Origin of the sequence: Paenibacillus anaericanus (genome assembly GCF_003994475.1) — a bacterium.
GTDB classification, from domain to species: Bacteria; Bacillota; Bacilli; order Paenibacillales; family Paenibacillaceae; genus Fontibacillus; species Fontibacillus anaericanus.
Window position 1 is genome coordinate 110,986 of the sequence record NZ_RZNY01000009.1, and the last position, 24,515, is coordinate 135,500.

Sequence of the window (24,515 nt, forward strand, 5' to 3'; positions counted from 1 at the left end):
ACTCCCTTGTCCTGCCATTTGTCACCCAATAAATTGATAAATTAACAGAGTTATTACTTGTCGTTTTCTCCACTAATCGTCTGAATCAAAGCATTTCTATCTTCTTCCGAGAGGAAACGACTAACATGGAAACAGGCTGAACAAACATATACATTCAGTTTTGCGTTGTCCAGTACTAAAGGATTTTTCAGCCCTTCTGGTACAACTCCTTCGAAGTCACCATGTGCAAGGGATTGCTTACCTGTGAATAACATGTATTCCCTGCAATGCGGGCACTCTGGAACTTCATCTTGTCCATTTAGCAATGTCTCAACACCAGATTCATAAACAAGTGGATTTCTGCCACCCGCTGCAAAAACATCCAAGCGGCGGCTAGACTCCAACTGTTCCTCATTCTCCTCTTCCCAGAATGGTTGTCCTCCTTTGTTACCTTCTTCTTCATCCTCTATGTCAGAATCAAGATCAATATTCAAAGTGCGATATCCTTTTAATTCATTGTGGCAATAAGGACATTCTTCCTCAGGACCTAGTTCCTCATCCCATACAATTTCCGTCTGACACCATGGGCAAATCGTTGTTTCCATGCAGTCCATCCTTTCCATAACTTAATTTAAGCGTTCCAAAGATAATAGATGCCCGCAGCCATGAAAAGCACAGCAGCTACGAACAAAATTCTTGCTAAATTCCGCATAAAATTCTTCAAACTATACTCCCCCTAACCTATACAAGCTCCAATTAGATACGATACCGATATCGAAACGGTCATGGCAATAAATCCAACCGCCACATTACCGGCAGCAATTTCTTTATCGACTTGAAAAACCGATGTTAAAAATTGAAACAATACATAGGCTACAAAGAGCATTCCAATGCCTAGAGAAGACCAAAGTATGAAATCATAGATCGACGACTCATTAGCCACACTACGAATAATATGACTAATCCCGAATATCTTCCCACCCGTAGCAAGTGACACGGCTAGATTCCCACGTTTAATCTCTTGCCAGCAACTATATCTCGTTACAAGTTCAAAGAAGGAAAGAAACACGACTAATTCCATAACTGCTACAGAAAGATAACCGACCACAAACCCAAATGGCTGTTCAAGCAGTGGATCAATGTTTCCCACGGTCTCCCCTCTTCTCCCCTGTTACTTAAGTTCTGCTACTGTTACTCCTGTACCGCCTTCACCATAATTCCCAAGACGGTAGCTTTTTACATGTTTATGTTTACGAAGGTAATCCGATATCCCTGTACGCAAAATTCCAGTACCTTTGCCGTGAATAATATTGATCTGACCTAAGTTTCCTAGGTATGCTTCATCAATAAAACGATCAACCTCAATGAGAGCTTCCTCTAAGTTGGCACCACGAAGATCCAATTCACTACGCACGTGTTCATCTCGTGTCCGCTTCACGTTAGCTAATGTACGCCCCGCCGGCTTGCTTTCAGGAGCAGAGCCAATCAACTCCAAATCATCCAAGCGAACTTTCATCTTCATGATCCCAAGCTGAACAACAGCTTCTTTTCCTCCAGCTAGTTCTACCACAAGCCCTCGTTGGTTCAAGCTATATACCATCACTTCATCACCAGGGCCTATGGAACGTGCTGCTTTGACCGCTTTAGGCTTAGCCCCTACCTTTTTCCGGCGTTGCGGTTCAGCTTCATCCAACTGTTTGCGAGCGGCAATAAGTTTATGCTCCTTGACCGAAGCACCTTCCTCTTGGGCGAGTTTCCGTAGATCCCTGATAATTTCCTCGGCTTCATTTCGTGCCTTAGCAATGATCGCAGATGCCTCTTCTTTAGCCTTGTCCAAGCGTCTGTCTCGCTGCTCTTCAAGTTTCTGTAGTTCCGCCTCATGACGACTCCGTAAAACTTCCAGCTCACTACGCAGCTTCGCTGCAGTCTCGCGTTCCTGTTCAGCCCCAAGGCGATTCTCTTCGAGTGAAGCAATCATATTCTCGACACGAAGATCTTCTTCTTTGACCTCTCCTCGAGCGAAATCTAAAATATCATCTTGCAGTCCAAGACGGCTCGCTATAGCAAACGCATTACTTCGTCCGGGAACACCAACTAATAGTCGATAGGTCGGGCTGAGTGTATTTACATCAAACTCCATGCTCGCATTAATAACACCCTTACGCTCATATGCATAGGCTTTCAACTCACTATAGTGTGTCGTAGCTACCATACGACTGCCCAGAGAATGAATATGCTCGAGAATTGCTATAGCAAGTGCCGATCCTTCCGCCGGGTCAGTTCCTGCCCCAACCTCATCAAGTAACACTAGGCTTTTGGGTGTCATTACGTTGAGTATCGAAATGATATTGGTCATATGGCTGGAGAAGGTACTGAGACTCTGTTCAATACTCTGTTCATCACCGATATCAGCATAAATGGCATCAAACACACATAATTGAACCCCATCTTCAGCAGGTACAAATAGTCCTGACATGGCCATCAGACTAAGTAAACCAATGGTCTTTAACGTTACCGTCTTTCCGCCCGTATTGGGTCCAGTTACGATAATGGAGGTATACTCATTGCCTAGCTCCACATCGATAGGAACAACTTGATCAGCAGGAATAAGCGGATGCCGGCCTTTTTTCAGCTTCAAAAATCCTCGATCATTCATTCTCGGCATCGCAGCTTTCATCTCACGAGCCAAACGCGCTTTGGCAAACAAGAAATCCAATTGAGCAAGTATATCACTGTCATACAACAGTAGTTCCGTCTGATCTCCAACTAGGGCAGTCAGCTTCTGGAGGATAACTTCGATTTCACGTTCTTCCCGTAGACGCGTCTCGCGCAGCTTGTTATTCATAGCTACAATTGATTCGGGTTCAATAAACAACGTTGCTCCCGATCCCGACTGATCGTGTACTATGCCCCCGAAATGAGCCCGATACTCCGCCTTCACAGGAATAACGAACCGGTCTCCCCTGATTGTAATCAGCTGATCCTGCAGCATCTTGGAAATAGAGGAAGAACGAATCATCGCATCCAGTTTCTCACGGATTCGGACTTCACCGCCTCGTAGTTCCCGGCGGATTTGTGCCAACTCAGCACTAGCAGAGTCTAGAACTTCAGCGCTGTCATTAATACAGCGTTTAATTGCCTCTTCTAGCGACTTCTGCTCGCTAAGTGCATCACTGAGTGTAAATAGCAACTCAATAGGCTCTTCGTCATGAATAGCGGAGATATACCTTCTGATGCGCCGCGCTCCCTCGAGTGTCGTTGCCACACCAAAAAGTTCATGTGGATTCAACGTTCCCCCGATGCGGGCACGCTTCGCGGCTGGAGTAATATCAACAATTCCCCCAAAAGGTGGAGAGCCTTTTAGACGATCGACTTTAAACGCTTCGTCCGTCCCCTGCAGTAGTCGTTTCACTTCCTCCAGTTCAGAAACAGGGTGAAGTTGCTCTGCAGCAAGCTTACCTAGCGGGGTCTGACAATATTTATAAAGTTTATCTATAATCTTACTATATTCCATGGTTCTTAATATTTTCTGATCCAAGAACTTTCACAACTCCCCTCGTGCTATGAGTCCATTATAACGAAATGACTCATTTTTTGCCATTTCGGATAGTTCGGTACATAAGAAGTGCAATTATGGAACAATATAATCATGTGCAGGATCAAATATAAGGAGGCCATATACCATGCATTTTTTGGGACATGTCGTACGTTTTATCGTCTCTGCGGTGGTTCTGTTAGTTGTGGGATGGCTCGTTCCGCAATTCAGTATCGGTGGTTTTGGCAGCGCCCTACTACTGGCTCTCGTCATAGCCTTGTTGGGTTGGGCTGTTGAAGGCATCTTCGGAAAAAGAGTCTCCCCTTTTGGACGCGGAATCGTCGGATTTCTAGTCAGTGCACTTGTGATCTGGTTGGCTCAGTTCATCGTGTCTGGTGTAACTGTATCCATTATCGGAGCATTGCTTGCAGCACTGGTGATTGGGATTATTGATCTATTCATCCCAGTGTCTACACCGTTTAACGCAGCCAAGGAGAAATCTTCCCGCTGACATCTATTTCATGCATTGAACTCCTTGTTCTTGAACAAGGAGTTTTTTGCAGCAAATAAATACGCCAATATTCCAAATAAATGAAATTGTTCATGAATTTATCATACTCATTATGATCACCCTCCCACTTTTCACTGTATGATCTTCTTATAATTGTCACAATTTATTTACATTCAGGAGGGTATCTATGAGAAAAACACTTGCTTTTATGATTGGACTCACTTTTTTGTTCATTATTTCTGCTTGTAATGGCAATGGATCACAGGCTAGTAATAACACCTCTGAGAGCAATGTAATACCTGAAGCAGAACTGGTTATCACCGCTACCGATTACAAATTCGACCAGACAGAATATCATTTAAAGAAGGACGTTCCTGTAAAAATAATTTTCAAAAATGAGGAAGGTAATCACGGCCTCCTCATTCCTGGATTAAAGCTACAAATGGACCGACAAAATGATACAAAGGTAATCACACCGACCAAATCAGGTAAATACGAAATATCCTGTTCGATCATGTGTGGCACGGGCCACGGTACAATGATCTCCACAATCATCGTAGAATAACTAAGCAAGCGCAAGAGCCCCCTAATTTTTCTGGGGGCTCTTACTTTTAAGTCAGAAAAAATGCTGCATCCATAAATTATTCCTGTTCGATTAATTCGATCCACTCATTATATTCAGATTGAAGCTTAGAGTAATCTTCCTTCAACCGAGAATATTCTTGTTCCGTCTTAAGCACTTGATCCCGTTCGACCTCACGTTCAACCTGAAGCAGTCGGTACTCATGCGACACAATTTCATAACTTTCAGAAATTTGACGCAATTGTTCCGCTATTTGCTCCCTTTGTTCCTTCAACTCGCTGAAATCCGATGATAAAGTCAAGACTTGTTCCCCACCAGCAGCACTTTCTTTCTGCCATTGGCTTAATTGCCGTTGAAGGTCTGCTTCAGTCTCACGCCATAACACTAACTCCTGTTCAGCTGATGCCAATTGCTCTCTCCATTGCAACTCTCGGCTTTCCGCTTCCAGTCGAGATGTTTCCTGTTCCTCAGCCAGCGCAGCATAATCCTGAACTTCACGCTCTGCTTCATTCAGCCGCTTACCAAGTCGCGCTAATTGTTCCTGCAAAGTCGATTTCTCATCTTCTAGTGACTTTGTTGCATGGACCGCACTAGTCCGTTCCCTCGTAACTTGATCCATCTGAGAGCGTAACAATTCCACTTCAGAGTTTAACTTCCGAACCACGTTCTTCTCAACCTGAAGTCCTTCTCGGGTTAAATCAGCTTCTTTCGCCGTGGACTCCAACAACTCTTCTAGTTTCTCATTACGATCTGCCGCTTCCAACAGACCAATTTCTAGACGACTTAACTCTTCATTACGCATCTCCGCTAGTTTCTGCCATGACTTCTCATTCTGAAGCGCACTTGTCACTTCTGAACGAAGCTTGTCTTCTCGTTCTCTAGCTTCCTGTAGTAAACGTAGCTGCTTCTTTGTCTCAGTTTCTGCCGCTTGTAACGATGCTTGCATTTGCTTGGCCTGCTGTTCCAGCTTGGTATGATTATCCTTAATCCGTTGTTCAGCAACCTTAGCCGCTTCCTCACGTTGCTGTGACCCCTTCACCTGAAGAAGAAGACGCTCAACTTCACCCTTCTCCTTCTTGGCTTCTTGTTCCACCGCAGATAGTTTGGTCCGAAGTTGCGCACTACCGCCCCGCTCTTCGGCCAATTGTCGTTCTAATTCTTGAACCCGAGCAGTAAGCTTGTTTACTTCTGAAGCCCGTTCTTTCACCGTATTCTCACTCTTAACAAGCTGCTCACTATTCAATTTATTATCCATCTTTAATTGATGTTGTTCCTCTTGCAGAGTCTTGTACATATTCTCTTGCTTCGTATGCAAAGCCCCTAGAACAGAAATCTCTTGTGAGAGCCCGGCTTTCTCTTGGAGTGTTGTTTGCAGTTCATCCCGGATTTGATCGGTCTTAACTGCTTCCTCCGCCATACGGACAGCGGCCAATACAGCAAGTCGTGGTGTATCCAAATGAGAATACATTTTGGATATAGCACGCATATGTTCGTCTACGCGGCGTGCAACCTGATGCATGTATTCAGCACTGCTGCCAACAATTTTATAAGAAGTTCCATAAATCTCAACATTTACAGTTATTCGGTCAGGGGTAGTCAAAGATTTGTGCCTCCTTCGGTCCTCCGTTGTGTTTCCTGATGTCTTATACTTGCACGAAAGTCACATCGAATCGATACTTTACATTGATTCGATGTGACTTCAATTAATTCCTGCTATTTTCTCAATTCTGCAGCAAAAGTTTGTTCAAGTGCAGAAACCACCTTTTCATGGACCGCCGAAATCTCTTCATCCGTTAGCGTACGCTCATGATGACGATAAACAAGCGAAAGGGCTACACTCTTCTTGCCCTCTCCAAGCTTACTTCCGGTATATACATCAAAAACCTTGACCGATTCAAGCAATTCTCCCGCCGTTTCCTTAATAGTAATAATCAAGGATTCTGCCACTATATCGCTACCAATAACTACAGCGATATCTCTTTCCATCGCAGGGAATCGCGGCAATTCACGATATTCAACATGTTCTCCCGCAAATTGATACAATGGCTCCAACAGAAGTTCTGCAACGTACGTATCGTCCAAATCCTTCTCACGTTGTACCTCTGGGTGAAGTTGACCTAACGAACCAATCAACTGCTTACCTTCCGGAAGGTTCAAATATAGCGACGCTGATCGACCAGGATGGAAGCCTTGTGGGCTATTAGCTTCATAAGAAACCATATTTCCCATTCCTAGATAAGCAAACACACTTTCTAATGCACCTTTTAGATCAAAGAAATCAACCTTTTCAGTCGAAACATTCCAGCGTTTCTCTACGCGATCTCCCGTAAGTAGAAGACTTAAGACCGGAAGCTCCCGCGGTTGTTTCGTCAGGTTCTCTTCATCGGATTGGAATACACTACCGATTTCAAATAGCGCCAGATTCTCTTCTTTACGATTGCGATTGTATGCTGCAATATCAATCAATCCAGGCAACAAACTGCTTCTTAATACACTACGATCTTCGCTCATTGGCATGGCCAATTTCACTTCATGTCCGCCTTTACCAAGCATAGGGAAGATACTTCCTGCTCCTTCGCGTATGAAGGAGTATCCCATCGCTTCCTGAAAACCTCCATGTGACAGCAAACCACGTAAAGCACGACGAAGTGCTTGAGGTCTACTATATCCACCTGGCGTTGTTGGTCCTTCAATTGCTGTTACAGGAATATTATCGTATCCATACAAACGAGCTACCTCTTCAATGAGATCAACGTCACGGGTAATGTCACCTCGGCGCGTAGGCACAGAGACATTAATCACGTCGTTAGCTAGATCACTATGTCCAAATTGTAGTCGTGACAGAATCACTTTGATCTCTAGTGGGGAAATATCTGTTCCTAAATAATCATTCAACTTATTGACAGATAGAGCTACCGATCTTTCTTGCGGCTCAGCAATAAGTGATTCCACCACACCTTGATGAACAGTGCCACCTGCATAGCTAGCCATGAGTGCAGCCGCCCGATCTAAAGCAGGTAATACAGCGCCCGGGTCAACTTCTTTCTCGAAGCGTTGGGAGGCTTCAGAACGAAGTCCTAATTGGCGAGAAGTTTTCCGTATTGTACCGCCATCAAACTTAGCGGACTCCAGTACAATATTAACACTGTTCTCCGTAACCTCTGAATGAAGTCCACCCATAACCCCTGCCAAACCAACAGGTTTGTTATGACCATCGACGATCAACAGCGCTCCTGCTGTTAGATTACGCTCTTGTCCATCCAGTGTAACTAGCTTCTCGCCTTCTTCCGCTACCCGCACGCCAATCGTTGCGCCTGCAATCTGATCAGCATCAAAAGCATGAAGTGGCTGTCCATACTCCAGCATTACGTAGTTCGTAATGTCAACAATATTGTTGATTGGGCGAACACCCGCAGCCATAAGCCGGTTCTGCATCCAAAGTGGCGAAGGTCCAATCTTGACCCCCGAAATATAACGCACAGCATAATGGCTACATAATTCCGGGTTATCAATTTTCACAGATATAGAATCTTTAGCAGATTGGCCTGTAACTTCGACCAGATCGGCTGCCGGAAGCTTAACATCTCTACCCAGAATAGCACCTACTTCGTATGCAGCACCAATCATGCTCAAACAATCCGAACGATTAGGTGTTAGATCAAAATCCATCACTTTGTCATCCAGCCCGAGTAGTTTGGTTATCGGTGTTCCAATCTCAGTTGCTTCTGGGAGCACAAGAATTCCTTCTTGTTGTTCTTTCGGGAGCAATTTGACATTCAACCCAAGTTCCTTAGCCGAGCAGATCATGCCTTGCGAAACAACACCACGCAGCTTAGCTTTCTTGATTTCTAACCCGTCTGGAAGCTTAGCTCCTACAAGGGCAACAGGTACTTTCTGTCCTGCATCAATATTCTTTGCACCGCAGACAATTTGAAGATCTTCCCCAACACCTGCGTCAATAATACATACATTCAGTTTGTCAGCATCAGGATGCTTTTCTTTGCTCTTTACATAACCAACAACAACCCCAGTCACGCCAAGATTGCGATTTTCAACGGAATCGATCTCGATTCCCGAGCGGGTAATTTGCTCCGCCAACTTTTCTATGTCTACTTCATCCAGACTAATATAATTTGACAACCATTCGGTTGATACTTTCATCTTAGGTTCCCTTCCCTCTTCAGAAATTAAATTGTGGCAAACTGACCCAAGAAACGCAGATCATTATTATAGAAGTGACGAATATCATCGACTCCATATTTAAGCATTGCAATCCGCTCAACACCCATGCCGAACGCAAAGCCGCTGTATTTCTCCGGATCATAACCGCTCATTTCAAGCACTCGTGGATGCATCATTCCGCTGCCTAGGATCTCAAGCCAACCGGAGTTCTTACATACTCGGCAGCCTTTCCCACTACATTTCACACAGGTTACATCTACTTCTACACTAGGTTCAGTAAAAGGAAAGAAGCTTGGACGTAAGCGAATTTGTGTGTCAGATCCAAACATCTCGCGAGTGAACTGCAGCAACGTGCCTTTGAGATCACTCATCCGAATCCGCGGCCCAATAACAATGCCTTCGATTTGATGGAACTGGAATGAGTGAGTCGCATCATCGTCATCCCGGCGATAAACTCTACCTGGACAGATCACCTTAACCGGAACCTCACCCTTCATGGCCTCCATTGTCCGTACTTGAACAGGCGAAGTTTGTGTCCGCATCAACAGATCTTCCGTTAAATAAAATGAATCCTGCATGTCCCGAGCCGGATGATTCTTCGGCAAATTAAGGGATTCGAAGTTGTAGTAGTCGGTTTCCACCTCTGGACCTTCAGCAATACGATATCCCATACCGATAAAGATGTCCTCAATGTCTTGAATAACTTGATTCAGTGGGTGAATCCCGCCCTGTTTCAATGGACGTCCTGGTAGAGTAACATCGACTTTTTCAGCCGCCAGCCGTTGTTCTGTTTCTTGGCGTTGGAAATGTTCTTGCTTTTCTTCGATTAACGATTCAATCGCGCCTCGCACCTCATTTGCTACCTGTCCGATCAATGGCCGTTCTTCTGCACTTAGCGATCCCATGCCTCGTAAAATTTCTGTCAACGGACCCTTTTTACCCAAATATTTGACCCGCAGATCATTCAGATGGGTTGCATCAGCGACCTTGCTAAGTTGTGCCACCGCTTCCTGCTTGAGTTCTATCAAACGTTCTTTCATCGATAAATCCCCCTTTTAATTAAAACAACAAAAAAAGGCCTTCTCTCCCGTAAGGGACGAAAAGACCGTGGTACCACCCTTGTTAGAGTACACATGTACGAACTTACGGCATAGCCGCAAGAGGTTACGTACTGCTCAAACTCTCACTTTAACGATATAACGGATCGTGACCGGTATTCCCTACTTCATAAACTCTGTCTCACTCGACAAAGCTAGAGGTTCAAGAAACTGCTCCAGAGTGAACTTCAACAGCCCAATTTCCATAGAGACGTTCTCAATCATCGACGTCTCCTTCCTGTAAGGAGGATTCTGTTTACTCTTCTCCATCATTGCATTTATTTAAAATTAACTTGACTTACCTGCTATTATATGAAAAGTTGCACTTAATGGCAAGTAAGTAACTTGTTTTTTTGTATTACTACTATGTTATGGTATCTTAATGATGATAAGGAGATGGAGAGATATGAACGGTACTGAACGCAAGAACATCACACCCGGCATCACCGTTGACATTGTACTTAAGAAAGACCAGCGTACAGGACAGCTAACTAGAGGAGTCGTTAAGGATATCCTCACCAATTCGCCAAACCATCCTCACGGGATTAAAGTCCGACTTCAAGACGGTCAGGTAGGTCGGGTCAAGTTGATACATTGATGATAACAAATGAAGCCTCGGACAAGTCCGGGGCTTCACCCAATTTAGCGTTTCAGATGAAAAGGAACCGTTGTAACGATGACATTCTTATTCCTAATCAAATAGGCGCGCATCATAATACTGGTCTGATTATGCAGTAAATTTTCCCACCAATGTTTGGTGATAAATTGCGGAATTAAAATGGTGATATGATCCTCTTCTGATTTTTTCCATTCAACAGTCTGTATCAATTTCAATAAAGGCCGTAAAATACTCCGATATCTCGATTTCAAAACGACTAACCGAATTCCCGGATCCCACTCTTCCCATTTTTGCTCCATTTTTTGAATCGATTCATCGTCAAATCCTATATAGACTGCTACTACGTTATCGGACAAGGTTTTAGCATAACTTACCGTATTCAGCACGACTCGTGTGATACCTGAAATCGGAATAATTACTGTATTTCCCTTCGAAATAGGCTTATCAAGGCTAAGATCGATACGCAATTGGTCTGCCGTATTCTCGTAGTGCTTACGTATGCGAAAGAAGCCGTATACGACGATCGGTAGAAATACGAAGATCATCCAAACATGACTAAATTTCGTAGTAATGAAAATGAGTGTAATCGACAATGTAGTCAGCATACCAACTGTATTAATGAGTAGCTTAAATTGCCAACCCGAAGGCTTTACTCGAATCCATCTGATCATCATCCCTAGTTGGGATAAAGTAAACGGAATAAATACACCAACCGCGTACAGAGGAATCAAATTCTCCGTATGTCCTCCAAAAGCAATGACCAGTATCGCCGAGAGCGAACTTAGAAACAGAATCCCATTAGAAAAACCAAGTCGATCTCCTCTAACCATGAACATATGCGGCAAATATTTGTCCTTAGCTAACATAAAAGAAAGTAATGGAAACGCAGAATAAGCTGTATTAGCTGCAAGAAACAATATAATGGCTGTAACACCTTGTATGAAAAAATATAACGTTCCTCTGCCGAAAGTCGCCGCAGCGATTTGTGAAACTACTGTTTCCTTAGGATTGGGCTGAATACCATACCAGTAAGCAAGTAAACTGATTCCGGTAAACATAATCCCTAGAATAATCCCCATCATCATGAGTGTCGCTGCCGCATTCTTTTCCTCGGGTTTACGGAAATTAGGAATAGCGTTAGATACGGCTTCCACACCAGTTAAGGCCGAGCAGCCGGAACTAAATGCTTTAAGCAATAGAAATAAGCTGACATTCGAGACAGTAGCACTGAGCTCATGTGCCGAGGCCACCGCACCACCTGTTAAATATTTAAATACCCCACAAATAATCAGAACAAAGATTGACACAACGAACAAATAGATCGGGATTGCTAATACGGAGGCTGACTCAGTTACACCCCTGAGGTTCAGGATTGTAAGGAAAACAATCATACCAAGCGCTATAAGTACCCTATAATCATGAAGTTCAGGAAAGGCAGAAGTAATGGCATCTGTGCCCGCCGACGAACTTACAGCTACTGTCAATATATAATCGACAAGCAGCGAGCCCCCCGCGATCAAACTCGATGAGACACCTATATTCTCTTTTGCAACAATGTATGCTCCCCCTCCACCAGGGTATGCAAAAATCGTCTGGCGATAAGAGACAATCAGAATGGCTAATAATCCGAGAACCGCAACAGAGATCGGTATCGAATACCACATGGCAGCAGCTCCTGCCGCCATCAACACAATAAGAATCTGCTCCGTGCCGTATGCTACGGAAGATAAGGCATCTGAGGATAGAATCGCGAGTGCCTTAAATTTACTAAGTTTCTCCCCTTCAATTTCTGTTGATTTCATCGGTCTACCGATGAGCATTCTCTTTACTTTCTCGAACATACAGCGTCATCATCTCCTGGTAATTTAAACTGCCAAGATCGTATTATACTCCGTTTTCATTTTTTTACAATAATTTTTCTGGCATTTTCATTACATTTAATTACATTTTTATCGTCCGTATTATTACGCAATGAATCATGCAACCTTAACAAATAAAATACCCCACATGACAACAAATAAAACTCCACTGGAATATACCAGCGAAGTTTTCTTTTCCCCAATTTCATTGTAAATGTAGGGTTCCCTTTCGAAAAAATAACATAAAAAGAGACCCTTGCTACGCAAAGGTCTCTAATCTTACATATAAGCGGGTGATGGGAATCGAACCCACGCTATCAGCTTGGAAGGCTGAAGTTCTACCATTGAACTACACCCGCAACTTAGATGGTCGGGACGACACGATTTGAACATGCGACCCCCTGGTCCCAAACCAGGTGCTCTACCAAGCTGAGCTACGTCCCGAAGCTTCCCTGAGATCAGAATCTCGAGTGAAGACAAGAAATAATATATCACTTTTCAAGAGTCATTGCAACATATATNGCTTCCCTGAGATCAGAATCTCGAGTGAAGACAAGAAATAATATATCACTTTTCAAGAGTCATTGCAACATATATTTTATATTATTTTTATAATCACGCATCTCTTCAACCAACAAGCCTAGTAAGGAACTGTGATTCAAATACCCCGGCAGGTACTGGCTTACTGAATAAAAACCCTTGCCCCTCGTGGCAATTCTGCAACTTCAAAAATTCAAGTTGATCTTTACTCTCCACTCCCTCTGCCGTCACTTTAAGTTTTAGATGATGCGCCATTGTAGTGATTGTTGACACAATAGCAGCGTCATTTCCATCGAGCATAACTTCCTTAACAAAGGAACGATCAATCTTGAGACGGTCAATAGGTAAGGTCTTCAAATAATAAAGTGAACTGTACCCTGTTCCAAAGTCATCAATGCTGATATATAGCCCTAGACGCTTCAAGCTATGTAGTTGTTCAAATGCCGTATCAATATCAAAAGTCATAGTCTCTGTGATTTCAAGCTCCAGATAACACGCCTCAAGCCCAACTTCCTTGAGGATCATGTCGACGCGATCAGCAAGGTTATACTGTCGGAATTGACGCATGGATAAATTAACAGATACACAGATAGGTTCATACCCTTCGTCTTGCCACTGCTTATTATGTTGGCATGCAGTCCTAAGCACCCATTCACCCAAAGGTACAATCAAGCCACTCTCTTCGGCAAGCGGAATAAACTCTCCTGGAGAGAGTAGTCCTCTCGTTGGATGATTCCAGCGGACTAACGCTTCCATACCCACCGTGTTACCCGAATCAAGACTAACCTGTGGCTGAAATTCCAGGAAGAACTCTCCACGATCCAGCCCTTTACGCATATCGTTCTCCAGTTCCACTTTGGATTGAGTTCGTAATTTCATAGCCGGTGTATATCGTATGAAATCTAAACCAAGCTCCTTAGCACTATGGACAGCCATGTCTGCATATTGAATGATTTGATCTACCGAGTCTCCGTCTTCCGGAAATATAGATAATCCCATACTGAGCGATATATGATATTCAGTCTTATCAATCATAACCGCTGGATTCACGGAACCCAATAGCTGCTCTGCTCTCATTTCTACAGCTTCAACATCGCCATATCCAGGTATAACGATTGCAAATTCATCTTCCCCCATCCGATATATTACCTCAGACGGAGAGCATAAATCAGACAATCGTTCCCCCACTTCAGTAAGCAGCTTATCACCTGCGCTGTATCCAAGCGAATCATTAATTGCCTTGAACCGATTAATATTAATAACAGCCACACCTATCCGATTAGAACCTTCGCCACAAGATTCCAAACTCCCCCCTAAGCATTCCCTCATTTTACGCAAATTAGGTAGTCCGGTTAAATCATCATAATAGGCCATATGTTTCATTTGAGCCTCGATAATTAGTTGCCCCTGAAATGGATCCTCGATAGTTAATTTATATACACCTTTCAATACAAAATAATAGGAAATACCCATGCACCATTCACCAATTGCATGTTCCAAACCTGTTCCCAATGGGTCTACAAACGTTAGTAGAATATGTCCCAGCATCATGAATACTAATGCAGTTACTACCGTCAGAGCCGCAGCAGGACGCTCCTTGCGATGGATATACATAATTGCACAAATCCCCAAGCCATATAGAATAGGGATAGCTACCTGTGCAACTCGCTCGAAGACTCCAATGCCATTCACCCCAAACAAAGTTGGGAGTTGTTTCTGATATATGTATAATATGAAGATTGTTCCTAAGTTAAGTACAGCCGCCCCCAGAAACACGAGTACTTTATGTCTTTGTGATATTTCCCGATCCGGGAAACTAAAGATAAACAGCAATCCTAAGGCCCCTAACGCGTGTGAAAGTAGTAAGAACCACATAGATAAACTATTATTCGGTTCAAAACCAAAAATATGAATACCACTAAAAGTAGCAATATGAAATACGTCCAAGGTTCCCAAAATAGAGAATAAAACAGCAGAATATAGTCGTCTTCCCGATAGATTGTTCGTGAACAATATCCACCCCTGAGCAAATACTGCAAATGACACCGCAACGCAAATAATACCTGCCAATAGATTCATCGCTTGAAGACTATTCGCACTAATAGATGCCCCATCCATTATAGCGGAAAGTCTGATCACGCCAAGCATCACTGTCAAACCAAGTATTCCCTGAATGATTGTTTTTCTTTTCTCTACCTTGATTTGCATGTTATTTTCCCCCGGATGTATAAAAATACGTGATTAGCTAATATACGAATTCAACATTATTCTGCTATTTCCTCCTTCCTTATCGAAAAATACAATAGTTCGCAAAGTTTTGTCGGAAATTTAGATCAAAAAAAGCCCGGAGTATTTCCCGGACTTTTTTTGTTAGATCTTATTTTTTGTCAAAATTCACTTCAGGGGTCGTCATTTTATCAAAAAAGTCAACTGCTTTATCTTTGTCCGCTGAAGAGCGCAGTGCCATAGCCGAACGTGGATGCTCGTCTAATGTTCCTGTGATCATGTAAGGAATAATATATCCCCACTCCTCTTTCTCACGAAGAGGAATTAGAAGCTCTTCAAGCACTCCAAGAATCGGTCTAAGCTTGTAGTTCGTATTCTTCAAATGAGTTACCAACAACTCAGTAGGACAGTTACCAGCCGCGCGGCCCATACCATAAACGGATGCATCAAGGAGTTCAACTCCATGATCAACTGCTACGAGTGTATTGGAGAATGCCAGCTGCATATTGTTGTGAGTATGCACACCTAAGCGTTTGTTAGGCAAATGGGTTTTGAATTTCTCAACTAAATACTGCATATCTTTATAATCGAGACTTCCATAGGAATCCACGATATAAACTACATCTACGACGCTCTCTTTGATCATCTCAAAAGCTTCGATTAATTCATTCTCCATGACATTGGACAACGCCATAATATTAATCGTTGTTTCATAACCAAGATCATGAAACACTTGTACAAGTTGAAGGGCCTTGTCCACATCTTTAATGTAGCAAGCAACTCGAATCAGATCGAGCATACTTTCACTACGTGGTAGAATGTCGTTCTCGTCTACCCGGCCGATGTCTACCAATGCTGACAACTTCGTATGACCCTTCTGCGGTATAACCTTACGCAAGAAATCATCGTCTAGAAATCTCCAAGGTCCAGCGTCTTCTGCACCCTTGAGTAGTTTAGGACTATTCTTATATCCAATTTCCATATAATCCACACTAGCTTCATTCAAGCCAGCATATAATTTTTGTACAAATTCCACACTGAAGTCCCAGTTATTAACCAAGCCACCATCGCGAATAGTACAATCTACAATTTTACTCTGATTTATTTTCATTTCTATCGATCCCTCTCCATCTTTTGTTGTTCTATCCATCTTACTTGAATCGAAATCAAAAAGTAAAGTATATATTAGCCGTGATGTACATCACAGTACAGCGATCTTCATCATGATATATTACAACTAATTCTAATTGAGATTGATTATCAATATCTTTAATCCCACATATATTACACAAGTTAAAATACACCAAAAAAATTTACTTCATTATAATAGGAGGATTTGAGCCATGATGATTTCTTTGAAAGAGTTAAAGCCGAACGAGACGGGCGTAATTAAAAGTATTGGAGGCAGTCGCCCGATTCGCAGAAGGCTAATGGATATGGGAATCACTCCTGGAGCCCAGATTATTATGAGAAAAGTTGCCCCACTTGGCGATCCTATTGAAATTAATATACGTGGTTATGAACTCAGTATCAGAAAAGCGGAAGCCGACCAGATTACAGTAGAAAAATAAAGAATAATTTTGTAGAGGATGGGTGACAGATGAGTTATCGGTTTGCTTTGGCAGGAAATCCTAACAGCGGTAAAACTACACTATTCAATAACCTAACAGGTAACAATGCACACGTTGGTAACTGGCCTGGAGTGACCGTTGAACGAAGAGAAGGAAAGTGCAAGAAGTCAACTGAAAATATAGTCATCATTGATTTACCCGGTATATACTCCCTATCTCCCTACACTCCTGAGGAAATCGTCGCCCGTGATTTTCTGACAAACGATAAGCCCGATGTCATTATCAACATCGTAGATGCTACCAATATTGAACGTAATTTATATTTAACTACACAGTTATTAGAACTTGGTATACCTACTATTATTGCCCTCAATATGATGGATGAAGTGGAGCTGCGTGGTGATAGAATTGATGTTGTCAATTTGGAGAAACAACTGGGAGTACCTGTTGTCCCGATCACCGCTTCAAAAAACCAGGGAATCGAAGAACTTCTGAATAGAGCCCTTTCCTTTGATAAAGACCACCCTCTTACTACTAAGAACGCTCTGGAAAACACCAAAATATGCGACACAATACAAGAAATTAGCGAATTGTTAGCAGCAGGTGGATATACGAACACACTATATTATGCGATCAAGTTAATTGAAAGAGATGAGCAGATTAAGGACACTTTAAAGTTAAATCCATCCTTGAACTTATCCATCGATAAGGCTATCGCTCGAGCAGAACATCAATCCGGTGAAGAAATCGAAATGCTAATCGCAGATTTGCGTTACCAATACATAACGGAAGCGATCTCCGAACATGTTCAAAAAGGAAAAACAGCAGGAGAACTTACCTTTTCTGATAAAGTCGATAAAATAGTCACCCACAGAATTTTAGGATTACCTATTTTTTTCCTCATTATGTATTTAGTCTTTGAAATTGCTGTTGGTACTATTGGAGCTTGGATTGTAGATCCCTTTGGAGCCTTTCTAACCGAAACATTACCCGAAGTCGTAACAAACTTTCTGATTTGGGCCGGAGCATCGGACGCTATCCAAAGCCTTGTTGTAGGTGGTGTTCTTACAGGTGTCGGAAATGTCTTGTCCTTCTTGCCACAGATTGTGCTACTCTTCTTGTGTCTGTCCATTCTGGAAGATGTCGGCTATATGGCAAGAGTAGCCTTTGTTATGGATAGAATATTCCGTTATTTCGGACTCTCAGGCAAAGCATTTGTACCTTTACTTATGGGATATGGATGCTCCGTTCCAGCTATCATGGCTACACGAACCTTAGAAGATGTTAAAAGCCGACGTCTGGCCATTACTGTGATGCCATTTATGTCATGTAGTGCAAAACTACCTGTCTATGCTGTATTTGCTGGCGCATTCTTTACTGCTCACCAAGGTCTGGTTATGTTCACCCTTTACTCTCTTGGTATTCTCATTGCAATGCTCTCATGTCTTCTATTAAATAAAACCGTGTTACGAGGTGATGCTGCTCCTTTCGTAATGGAACTCCCTCCATACCGTATCCCAACTTTAAAAGCTACGACTACGCATACTTGGGAAAAAGCGAAGGGCTATGTTGTTAAAGTAGGAACAATACTTCTCTCCATGACCGTTGTAATCTGGTTTCTTCAATCCTTCAACTTTTCACTACAATTAGTTGATAATTCTTCCGAAAGTATTTTCGGTTCTATTGGGAGTGCGATTGCCCCGATTTTTGCCTGGAATGGATTCGGCTTCATTAAGGGTACAACGATAGCTCATTGGCAGATTGGTGCAGCTCTACTTACCGGTTTAATCGCTAAGGAAGCCGTAGTAAGCACACTGGGCATTTTGTATATTAATGATGGTGGGGAACAATTGACTAGTGCATTAAGTACCGCGCTTCAGGCACACTTTACCCCATTAGCGGCTTTCTCTGCTATTGTCTTTGTCTTACTCTATGCTCCATGTGTCGCTGCCATCGCTACGGCAAAGAAAGAGTTAAATTCATGGAAGTGGACCCTGTTCACCGTTGCCTACCAGTGTGGTGCAGCATGGCTAATTTCGATGATCATTTATCAAGTGGGATATTGGCTGGGCATCGGACTTGTTTAGTTAGCCATCTTTATGCGACCTCTAGAATCACATTTTGAGGAGGGAGATTATGATAGATTTTCTAATTATTATCCTGCTAGCTGGCATTATTGGATTTACTGTATGGCGTTCTATTAAAAAACGCAAATCAGGTGGTGGAGGCTGTGCTGGGTGCAGTGGTTCGTGTGCAGAGTTTAGCGCATGCGATATCAAGGAACCTAAAGGAAAGTAAAGCTGAAATTCTGGACTAAAAAAGGTCGGGCAGTGATTCTGCTCGACCTTTCTTTGCATGTTATACAACCTTATAACCTCTCTCCAACCATCGGAAGAGTAATCACAAAAACAGTCCCCATACCTTTCGTACTATCCACAGTTATATCTCCCCGATGATTCTTAATAATTCGGTAACTGACCGATAATCCTAAGCCTGTACCATTTTCTTTCGTTGTGAAGAAAGGATCAAACAACCGATTCATCAAAGCCTTATCCATACCATTCCCATTATCTTGAATTATGATATTAACGAATTCCCCATCAGGCTGTGTTGAAATAGCAATGATCCCCCCATGATCATCCTCTATCTCCTCAATCGCTTCCATCGCATTCTTGATAATATTCAGAATCACCTGCTTGATCTGTTTCGTATCTATCGAGACATTCAGCACCCTATCTTCCTGGAGGTTCAGAATCACCTCACAGTTCTTCATCAGAGCCTCACTCTCTGTAAGAAGTACAGCTTCCTTTAGTAGGGTTGAGATATCAACAATGCTCTTCAGCGGAACAGTGGGCTTCGATGAATTAAGAAATTCATGAATAATATCGTTGGCACGATCGATTTCCGCCAAAATAATCCGTGCATATTCATCTCTACCCAGTTGAATGAGATGAGGACGTAAAAGCTGGATGAATCCACGAATTGAAGTCAAAGGATTACGAATCTCATGAGCAATCGCCGCTGATATTTTACCGAGCATTGCCAGTTTATCATTATGGTAGGCCGTTTGTTCGATTCGTTTAAAATCGGTAACGTCCTTAACACTTAATAAAAAGTCTCCATCCATCTGATCACCGTAGGTAATTGTAATAAGCCAATTTCTTCCGTACTCATCAACAAACTCATGAAACTTCTTGCTATAAAGAAATGTTTCTCGATATAGTTGTACAACCTTTCTCTTCAGAAAACGACTAAGATGCGGATGACGGAGTACCTGTAATAAGTTACAACCAATCAGTGACTGCCCTGGTAAATCAATTAATTTAGCCATCTCTACATTGATAAAGGTAAGAATCCCATCGCTGTCAAACAGTATAATTCCACTATCTAGGTGTTGCAGCACATTTTCATACTTATTTTTTACAAGCTGGGTCGATTGGTACGCTTTCACAGACTGAAGCAATGTTTCTTGGAATTCACTCAACAAATCGGTTCCCCCTCTTCCCAAAAATGAGCTTGTCCGATAATTATGTACGAGGCAATTAATTACATTCCCTCAAATAATAATTTCGCAATCAATGTAAGCGGACACCATGAGATTATCACTTATAATCATAGTAAAGTTTTCCAAATTTCGTCAATCAGAGATACTGTCGAAAAAAGTGGGATCATCACTAATCATCATAATTTCCACAAAAAAAAGAAAATAGCCCTCCTGAGGAGAGCTTTTATAACACATTTCATCCCTTGCTATTGTTATGTTGCAGTTTCATTCTTCTCCTACTCATTACGGCAAGTCGTTTCTTGAGCTCATTTTCCCATTTCGTATCTTTAATAAATTTAGCCACCGTAAGCAGATCTAACGACATATCTATTTGACTCTGCACAATATCAATCGGATCCTCATCTTCACGATTCACACAATTCCCAAAAATTGATTCCTCATCTTCCATAACAAAATCCTGGAAGTCAATCTCTGATACTCCATCTCCATGAGCATACTCCGCTAAGATTTCGTATTCGTTCTCCACTTTATAATGAACCTCAACCCGATTACACACCGGACAAAAAAGTAGGGGAACATTATGGACTTGCGTACGATAATGCTTCAAAGTTCCCTTCGTCCCCACCATACTTGCACCACAGCAAAAACTCATTCCCCATCACCCTCTCCGAATTCTGCTCACAGGAACCACGGCCTTATATCTTATAGAACTTCCTATAATTTATTCGAGACCCTTACCTCAAATTCCTTTGGAAAAATTTAAAATCGACATTAATGCAAACTTTGAGCTAAAAGGACCAAATTATGAAAGTCTGGGGCAAAAGGCCCCCTGTATTGGCAAGGTGTATTTGCCAGTCAGAGGGCCTTTCAATACATATTACTGAATTATGAGTTCAGGTTCTTCTGACCTGGTTCAATTAGAGAATACCATAGTCACCTGTTACGACCGCCATATTAATATCAGGAGCGGGCATTCCAACTAAACGTTCTGCCATTAAAAATCCCTCTTCAAATGTTAGCATTCACATATATCAAAGTCAATATTATAGTAATTTCATTATTAGAGTAACTCTAAATACGAATTACTTATAAATTGTCTTACTTTTGAATTGCAGCTACGATCAAATCGCCCATCTCTTTGGTACCGATAGCTTGGCTCTTATCCACTGCGATATCACTCGTACGATGTCCGGCATTCAGCACTGATGCTACTGCCGATTCAATCGCATCAGCTGCATCGGCATATCCAAAGGTCATCCGGAACATCAATGCAACAGAGAGGATTGTAGCGATCGGATTGGCTAGATTCTGTCCAGCAATATCGGGAGCTGACCCGTGTACTGGTTCGTACAGTCCAAAGCTACCTTCCCCTAATGAAGCTGACGATAGCATGCCAATCGAACCGGTCAGCATTGCTGCTTCATCACTCAGAATATCACCGAACATATTCTCAGTCACGATAACGTCAAAGCTGGAAGGGCGTCTCAGCAATTGCATCGCACAATTATCAACGAGAACATGCTCCAACTCTACGTCCGGATACTTCGGAGCAATTTCATTGACAACTTCACGCCATAAGCGTGAGGTTTCCAATACGTTTGCCTTATCGACGGAAGCAAGCTTCTTGCGACGTTTCTGGGCAATTTCGAACGCTTGAGTGACAATCCGTTCTACTTCTTTGACATTATATGCACAAGTATCAACTGCTTCTTGTCCATGCTCAGTATCACGACGGAATTTCTCACCAAAGTAAATACCGCCTGTCAACTCACGAACAACCATTAAATCCGTACCTTCAAGAACTTCTGGCTTCAAAGTTGATGCATCCTTCAGACAGTCAAACACTACAGCCGGACGTAAGTTTGAGAATAAACCAAGAGCTTTGCGAATCCCCAGTAGACCTGTTTCGGGACGCAACTCTTTCGGATTGTTATCCCATTGCGGACCACCAACAGCTCCCAATAATACTGCATCTGCACGCTGGCAAACTTCCAATGTTTCTTGTGGAAGTGGTGTTCCTTTTTTATCTATAGCGATGCCTCCAAAAAGCGCATGCTCTGTTTCAAATTTATAGCCGAACAATTCTTCTGTACGTTTCAATACTTTTTCCGCTTCAGCCACTACTTCTGGTCCAATACCATCGCCAGCAATGACTGCAATTTTCTTCACTTCTCCCATAACTTTCAACTCCCTTTCAATATACCTAAATTCACTCGAAATAGACTCTTACTCTGTTGTATCATAATCAACAAGGTTAAACAAAGATATAGAATCTATTAAGTCTATAGGATGAGCCTATAAGCACAATCTTGTTTCTATAAAAAGCCCATTTCTTGGATTACATAGTCAATTGTCTATACACGTTAGTCTAAAAATGCATAATGTGAGTCGAATCAACATACTTGAAAATATGGAGGTAGAAACCTTATGTCGGAAATCAATCATACAAGTTCCGGAATAATCTTAGTGTTGTTTATTTTATTAGTGATCGTCTCGAGCTCATGTGTAAGCCGTCCCCACATCGCTAAAGTTGCATCTGTGACTCCAAATCAACCTTTTTCACCTAATCAATCCTTTATGCCGAATCAATCTTTTATGCCTAATCAGTCTGTTATGCCAAACCAATCCTTCTCACCAAATTCGTCTATGTCACCAAATTCATCTTTTTCACCCAATTCGCCTTTTTGATACGGCGTACTCGAGAGTTTGCCAATATTACAGAAAAAGTCCGCAGCGATAACTCTCTGCGGACTGGATTACCATTTAGATTATTCTGAGAAATGTTCTTTAACCTCTTGTCTCAATTAATCTGTTAAGAGCGTCGACATAGGCACGAGCGCTTGCCTCCAAAATATCCGTACTAACGCCTCTGCCTTGAACTGAAATTTCATTTTGCGTGAGCACGACATGCACTTCACCTTGAGCATCTTTACCGTGGCTAACGGACTTAATTGAATAATCAGACAGCGTCACTTCTTCTCCAACTGCCTTATCAATGGCATTATAGAGAGCGTCAACCGAACCGTTACCTTCCGCTTCTCTCTCAAGCACATCACCATCAACCGTTACGATGCGAACTTTAGCAGAAGGTATCATTTCATTACCGTACGAAACATAGATCGTCTCCAAAGAGAAAAATTCCGGCGTATCAATCAGTCTCTCTTCCACAATGGCTAACAAATCTCCATCGCTGACATCTTTTTTCTTATCGGCCAATTCCTTGAACTTGGCAAACGCTAGGTTGAGACGTTCCTCATCCAACGTATATCCTAGATCAATCAGTTTCTCTCTGAACGCATGACGTCCAGAATGTTTCCCAAGCACTAGCTTACTCTCCTTAAGTCCGATCGTCTCGGGAGACATAATCTCGTAAGTCGTCTTCTCTTTCAACATACCATCCTGATGGATACCTGATTCATGTGCGAACGCATTAGCTCCGACAATCGCCTTATTACCCGGTACAACCATCCCTGTCAGTCTACTTACTAGTCGACTGGTACGAGAGATCTCGGAAAGAGCGAGTGAGGTTTTGGCCCCAAAGAATTCGCTTCTTGTTTCCAAAGCCATCGCAACTTCTTCAATTGCGGTGTTACCTGCACGCTCACCTATCCCATTAACCGTACCTTCAATCTGATCGGCACCGCCAAGAATGGCAGCAAGAGAGTTGGCTGTAGCCATCCCCAGATCATCATGACAGTGTGCACTTAATTGGATTTTCTCGATATTAGGCACCTTTTCTTTAAGCGTCTTGAAAATGTTACCGTATTCATGTGGATATAAAAATCCCACTGTATCCGGGATATTGACCACAGAAACCCCTTCTGAAATAGCCATTTCGGTCATCTCACACAAAAATTCAATTTCAGTTCTCCCCGCATCCTCGCAAGAAAACTCTACTTTGGAGAAATATTTCCGCGCATACCGAATCGCTGCTTGCGCAGTTTCTAGCACCTGCTCTTTCTCCATCTTCAGTTTGTATTTGCGATGGATCGGACTTGTCGCTAGAAATAGATGGATACAAGGGTCTGCAGCACCTTTCAACGCTTCCCGGACCGCATCAATGTCTTGGACACGAGAACGTGATAACCCTATTACAGTAGATTGTTTGATCGCACGAGCTACGGCGTTTACAGAAGCCAAATCCCCGGGGGAAGCAGCAGGAAATCCTGCTTCGATACGATCTACACCAAGTTTTTCAAGCTGATAAGCAATCTCCAGCTTCTCCCTAGTATTGAGATTAACTCCTGGAGACTGTTCCCCATCACGTAGCGTTGTATCAAAAATATAAATTTTACGCATCCCTACACC

General features: G+C 42.6%; 19 protein-coding genes, 2 tRNA genes and 1 other annotated feature. Of the genes, 6 read left to right on the forward strand and 15 right to left on the reverse strand.

Annotated features, from left to right (window positions below):
* Positions 1–53 precede the first annotated feature (53 nt).
* From EJP82_RS12710 to EJP82_RS12720, 3 genes are all read right to left on the reverse strand, one after another.
* Positions 54–584, reverse strand: a complete 531-nt coding sequence (locus EJP82_RS12710) for a hypothetical protein (protein WP_127192435.1) — start codon at positions 582–584, stop codon at positions 54–56.
* 131 nt (positions 585–715) lie between these two features.
* Complete coding sequence (locus EJP82_RS12715; RefSeq protein WP_246054083.1) at positions 716–1,129, reverse strand: DUF350 domain-containing protein; 414 nt, start codon at positions 1,127–1,129, stop codon at positions 716–718.
* A gap of 21 nt (positions 1,130–1,150) precedes the next feature.
* Positions 1,151–3,517, reverse strand: a complete 2,367-nt coding sequence (locus EJP82_RS12720; RefSeq protein WP_127192436.1) for an endonuclease MutS2 — start codon at positions 3,515–3,517, stop codon at positions 1,151–1,153.
* 145 nt (positions 3,518–3,662) lie between these two features.
* On the opposite strand from EJP82_RS12720, the gene EJP82_RS12725 reads away from it, so the two are divergent.
* Positions 3,663–4,025 carry a phage holin family protein gene (locus tag EJP82_RS12725; protein WP_127192437.1) on the forward strand — a complete coding sequence of 121 codons (363 nt, stop codon included), beginning with the start codon at positions 3,663–3,665 and terminating at the stop codon, positions 4,023–4,025.
* A 187-nt stretch (positions 4,026–4,212) separates the two neighbouring features.
* The gene (locus EJP82_RS12730) at positions 4,213–4,590 is read left to right on the forward strand and encodes a cupredoxin domain-containing protein (RefSeq protein WP_127192438.1); all 378 of its coding nucleotides are present in this window, start codon (positions 4,213–4,215) and stop codon (positions 4,588–4,590) included.
* Between the two features lie 76 nt (positions 4,591–4,666).
* On the opposite strand, the gene EJP82_RS12735 is transcribed toward EJP82_RS12730, so the two are convergent.
* The 3 genes from EJP82_RS12735 to pheS form a co-directional block, all read right to left on the reverse strand.
* Complete coding sequence (locus tag EJP82_RS12735; RefSeq protein ID WP_127192439.1) at positions 4,667–6,208, reverse strand: cell division protein ZapA; 1,542 nt, start codon at positions 6,206–6,208, stop codon at positions 4,667–4,669.
* Between the two features lie 113 nt (positions 6,209–6,321).
* On the reverse strand, positions 6,322–8,769 hold the full coding sequence (gene pheT / locus EJP82_RS12740) for a phenylalanine--tRNA ligase subunit beta (protein WP_127192440.1): 2,448 nt from the start codon (positions 8,767–8,769) through the stop codon (positions 6,322–6,324).
* Positions 8,770–8,795: 26 nt separating this feature from the next.
* Positions 8,796–9,830: a phenylalanine--tRNA ligase subunit alpha gene (gene pheS / locus EJP82_RS12745; RefSeq protein WP_127192441.1), complete on the reverse strand. Its 1,035-nt coding sequence runs from the start codon at positions 9,828–9,830 to the stop codon at positions 8,796–8,798.
* 49 nt (positions 9,831–9,879) lie between these two features.
* Positions 9,880–10,169 (reverse strand) — a binding site (T-box leader).
* Between the two features lie 124 nt (positions 10,170–10,293).
* Here pheS and EJP82_RS12750 point away from each other — a divergent pair.
* Positions 10,294–10,485 carry a YwbE family protein gene (locus tag EJP82_RS12750; RefSeq protein ID WP_127192442.1) on the forward strand — a complete coding sequence of 64 codons (192 nt, stop codon included), beginning with the start codon at positions 10,294–10,296 and terminating at the stop codon, positions 10,483–10,485.
* 44 nt (positions 10,486–10,529) lie between these two features.
* Here EJP82_RS12750 and EJP82_RS12755 read toward each other — a convergent pair whose 3' ends face one another.
* From EJP82_RS12755 to EJP82_RS12775, 5 genes are all read right to left on the reverse strand, one after another.
* Positions 10,530–12,347 carry an APC family permease gene (locus tag EJP82_RS12755; RefSeq protein ID WP_127192443.1) on the reverse strand — a complete coding sequence of 606 codons (1,818 nt, stop codon included), beginning with the start codon at positions 12,345–12,347 and terminating at the stop codon, positions 10,530–10,532.
* 306 nt (positions 12,348–12,653) lie between these two features.
* Positions 12,654–12,724 (reverse strand) — tRNA-Gly (locus tag EJP82_RS12760).
* 8 nt (positions 12,725–12,732) lie between these two features.
* A tRNA-Pro gene (locus EJP82_RS12765) sits at positions 12,733–12,809 on the reverse strand.
* 183 nt (positions 12,810–12,992) lie between these two features.
* Positions 12,993–15,113, reverse strand: coding sequence for a putative bifunctional diguanylate cyclase/phosphodiesterase (locus EJP82_RS12770; protein WP_127192444.1), 2,121 nt, complete (start codon positions 15,111–15,113; stop codon positions 12,993–12,995).
* 169 nt (positions 15,114–15,282) lie between these two features.
* Positions 15,283–16,242 carry an aldolase catalytic domain-containing protein gene (locus tag EJP82_RS12775; RefSeq protein WP_127192445.1) on the reverse strand — a complete coding sequence of 320 codons (960 nt, stop codon included), beginning with the start codon at positions 16,240–16,242 and terminating at the stop codon, positions 15,283–15,285.
* A gap of 232 nt (positions 16,243–16,474) precedes the next feature.
* Between EJP82_RS12775 and EJP82_RS12780 the strand changes: the two genes are divergently transcribed.
* Genes EJP82_RS12780 through EJP82_RS12790 form a run of 3 tightly spaced genes read left to right on the forward strand, consistent with a single transcriptional unit; the run spans position 16,475 to position 19,000 of the window.
* Entirely contained in the window at positions 16,475–16,702 is a 228-nt protein-coding gene (locus EJP82_RS12780; protein WP_246054085.1) for a FeoA family protein, read from the forward strand.
* 29 nt (positions 16,703–16,731) lie between these two features.
* Complete coding sequence (gene feoB, locus EJP82_RS12785) at positions 16,732–18,789, forward strand: ferrous iron transport protein B (protein WP_127192446.1); 2,058 nt, start codon at positions 16,732–16,734, stop codon at positions 18,787–18,789.
* Positions 18,790–18,838: 49 nt separating this feature from the next.
* Complete coding sequence (locus EJP82_RS12790; RefSeq protein ID WP_127192447.1) at positions 18,839–19,000, forward strand: FeoB-associated Cys-rich membrane protein; 162 nt, start codon at positions 18,839–18,841, stop codon at positions 18,998–19,000.
* Positions 19,001–19,070: 70 nt separating this feature from the next.
* Here the strand turns inward: EJP82_RS12790 and EJP82_RS12795 are convergent, their stop codons facing one another.
* The 4 genes from EJP82_RS12795 to EJP82_RS12810 form a co-directional block, all read right to left on the reverse strand.
* The gene (locus EJP82_RS12795; RefSeq protein WP_127192448.1) at positions 19,071–20,189 is read right to left on the reverse strand and encodes an ATP-binding protein; all 1,119 of its coding nucleotides are present in this window, start codon (positions 20,187–20,189) and stop codon (positions 19,071–19,073) included.
* 253 nt (positions 20,190–20,442) lie between these two features.
* Entirely contained in the window at positions 20,443–20,859 is a 417-nt protein-coding gene (locus EJP82_RS12800) for a hypothetical protein (RefSeq protein WP_127192449.1), read from the reverse strand.
* Positions 20,860–21,305: 446 nt separating this feature from the next.
* Positions 21,306–22,385 carry a 3-isopropylmalate dehydrogenase gene (gene leuB, locus EJP82_RS12805; protein WP_127192450.1) on the reverse strand — a complete coding sequence of 360 codons (1,080 nt, stop codon included), beginning with the start codon at positions 22,383–22,385 and terminating at the stop codon, positions 21,306–21,308.
* 609 nt (positions 22,386–22,994) lie between these two features.
* Positions 22,995–24,506 carry a 2-isopropylmalate synthase gene (locus EJP82_RS12810; protein WP_127192451.1) on the reverse strand — a complete coding sequence of 504 codons (1,512 nt, stop codon included), beginning with the start codon at positions 24,504–24,506 and terminating at the stop codon, positions 22,995–22,997.
* Between the last annotated feature and the right edge of the window lie 9 nt (positions 24,507–24,515).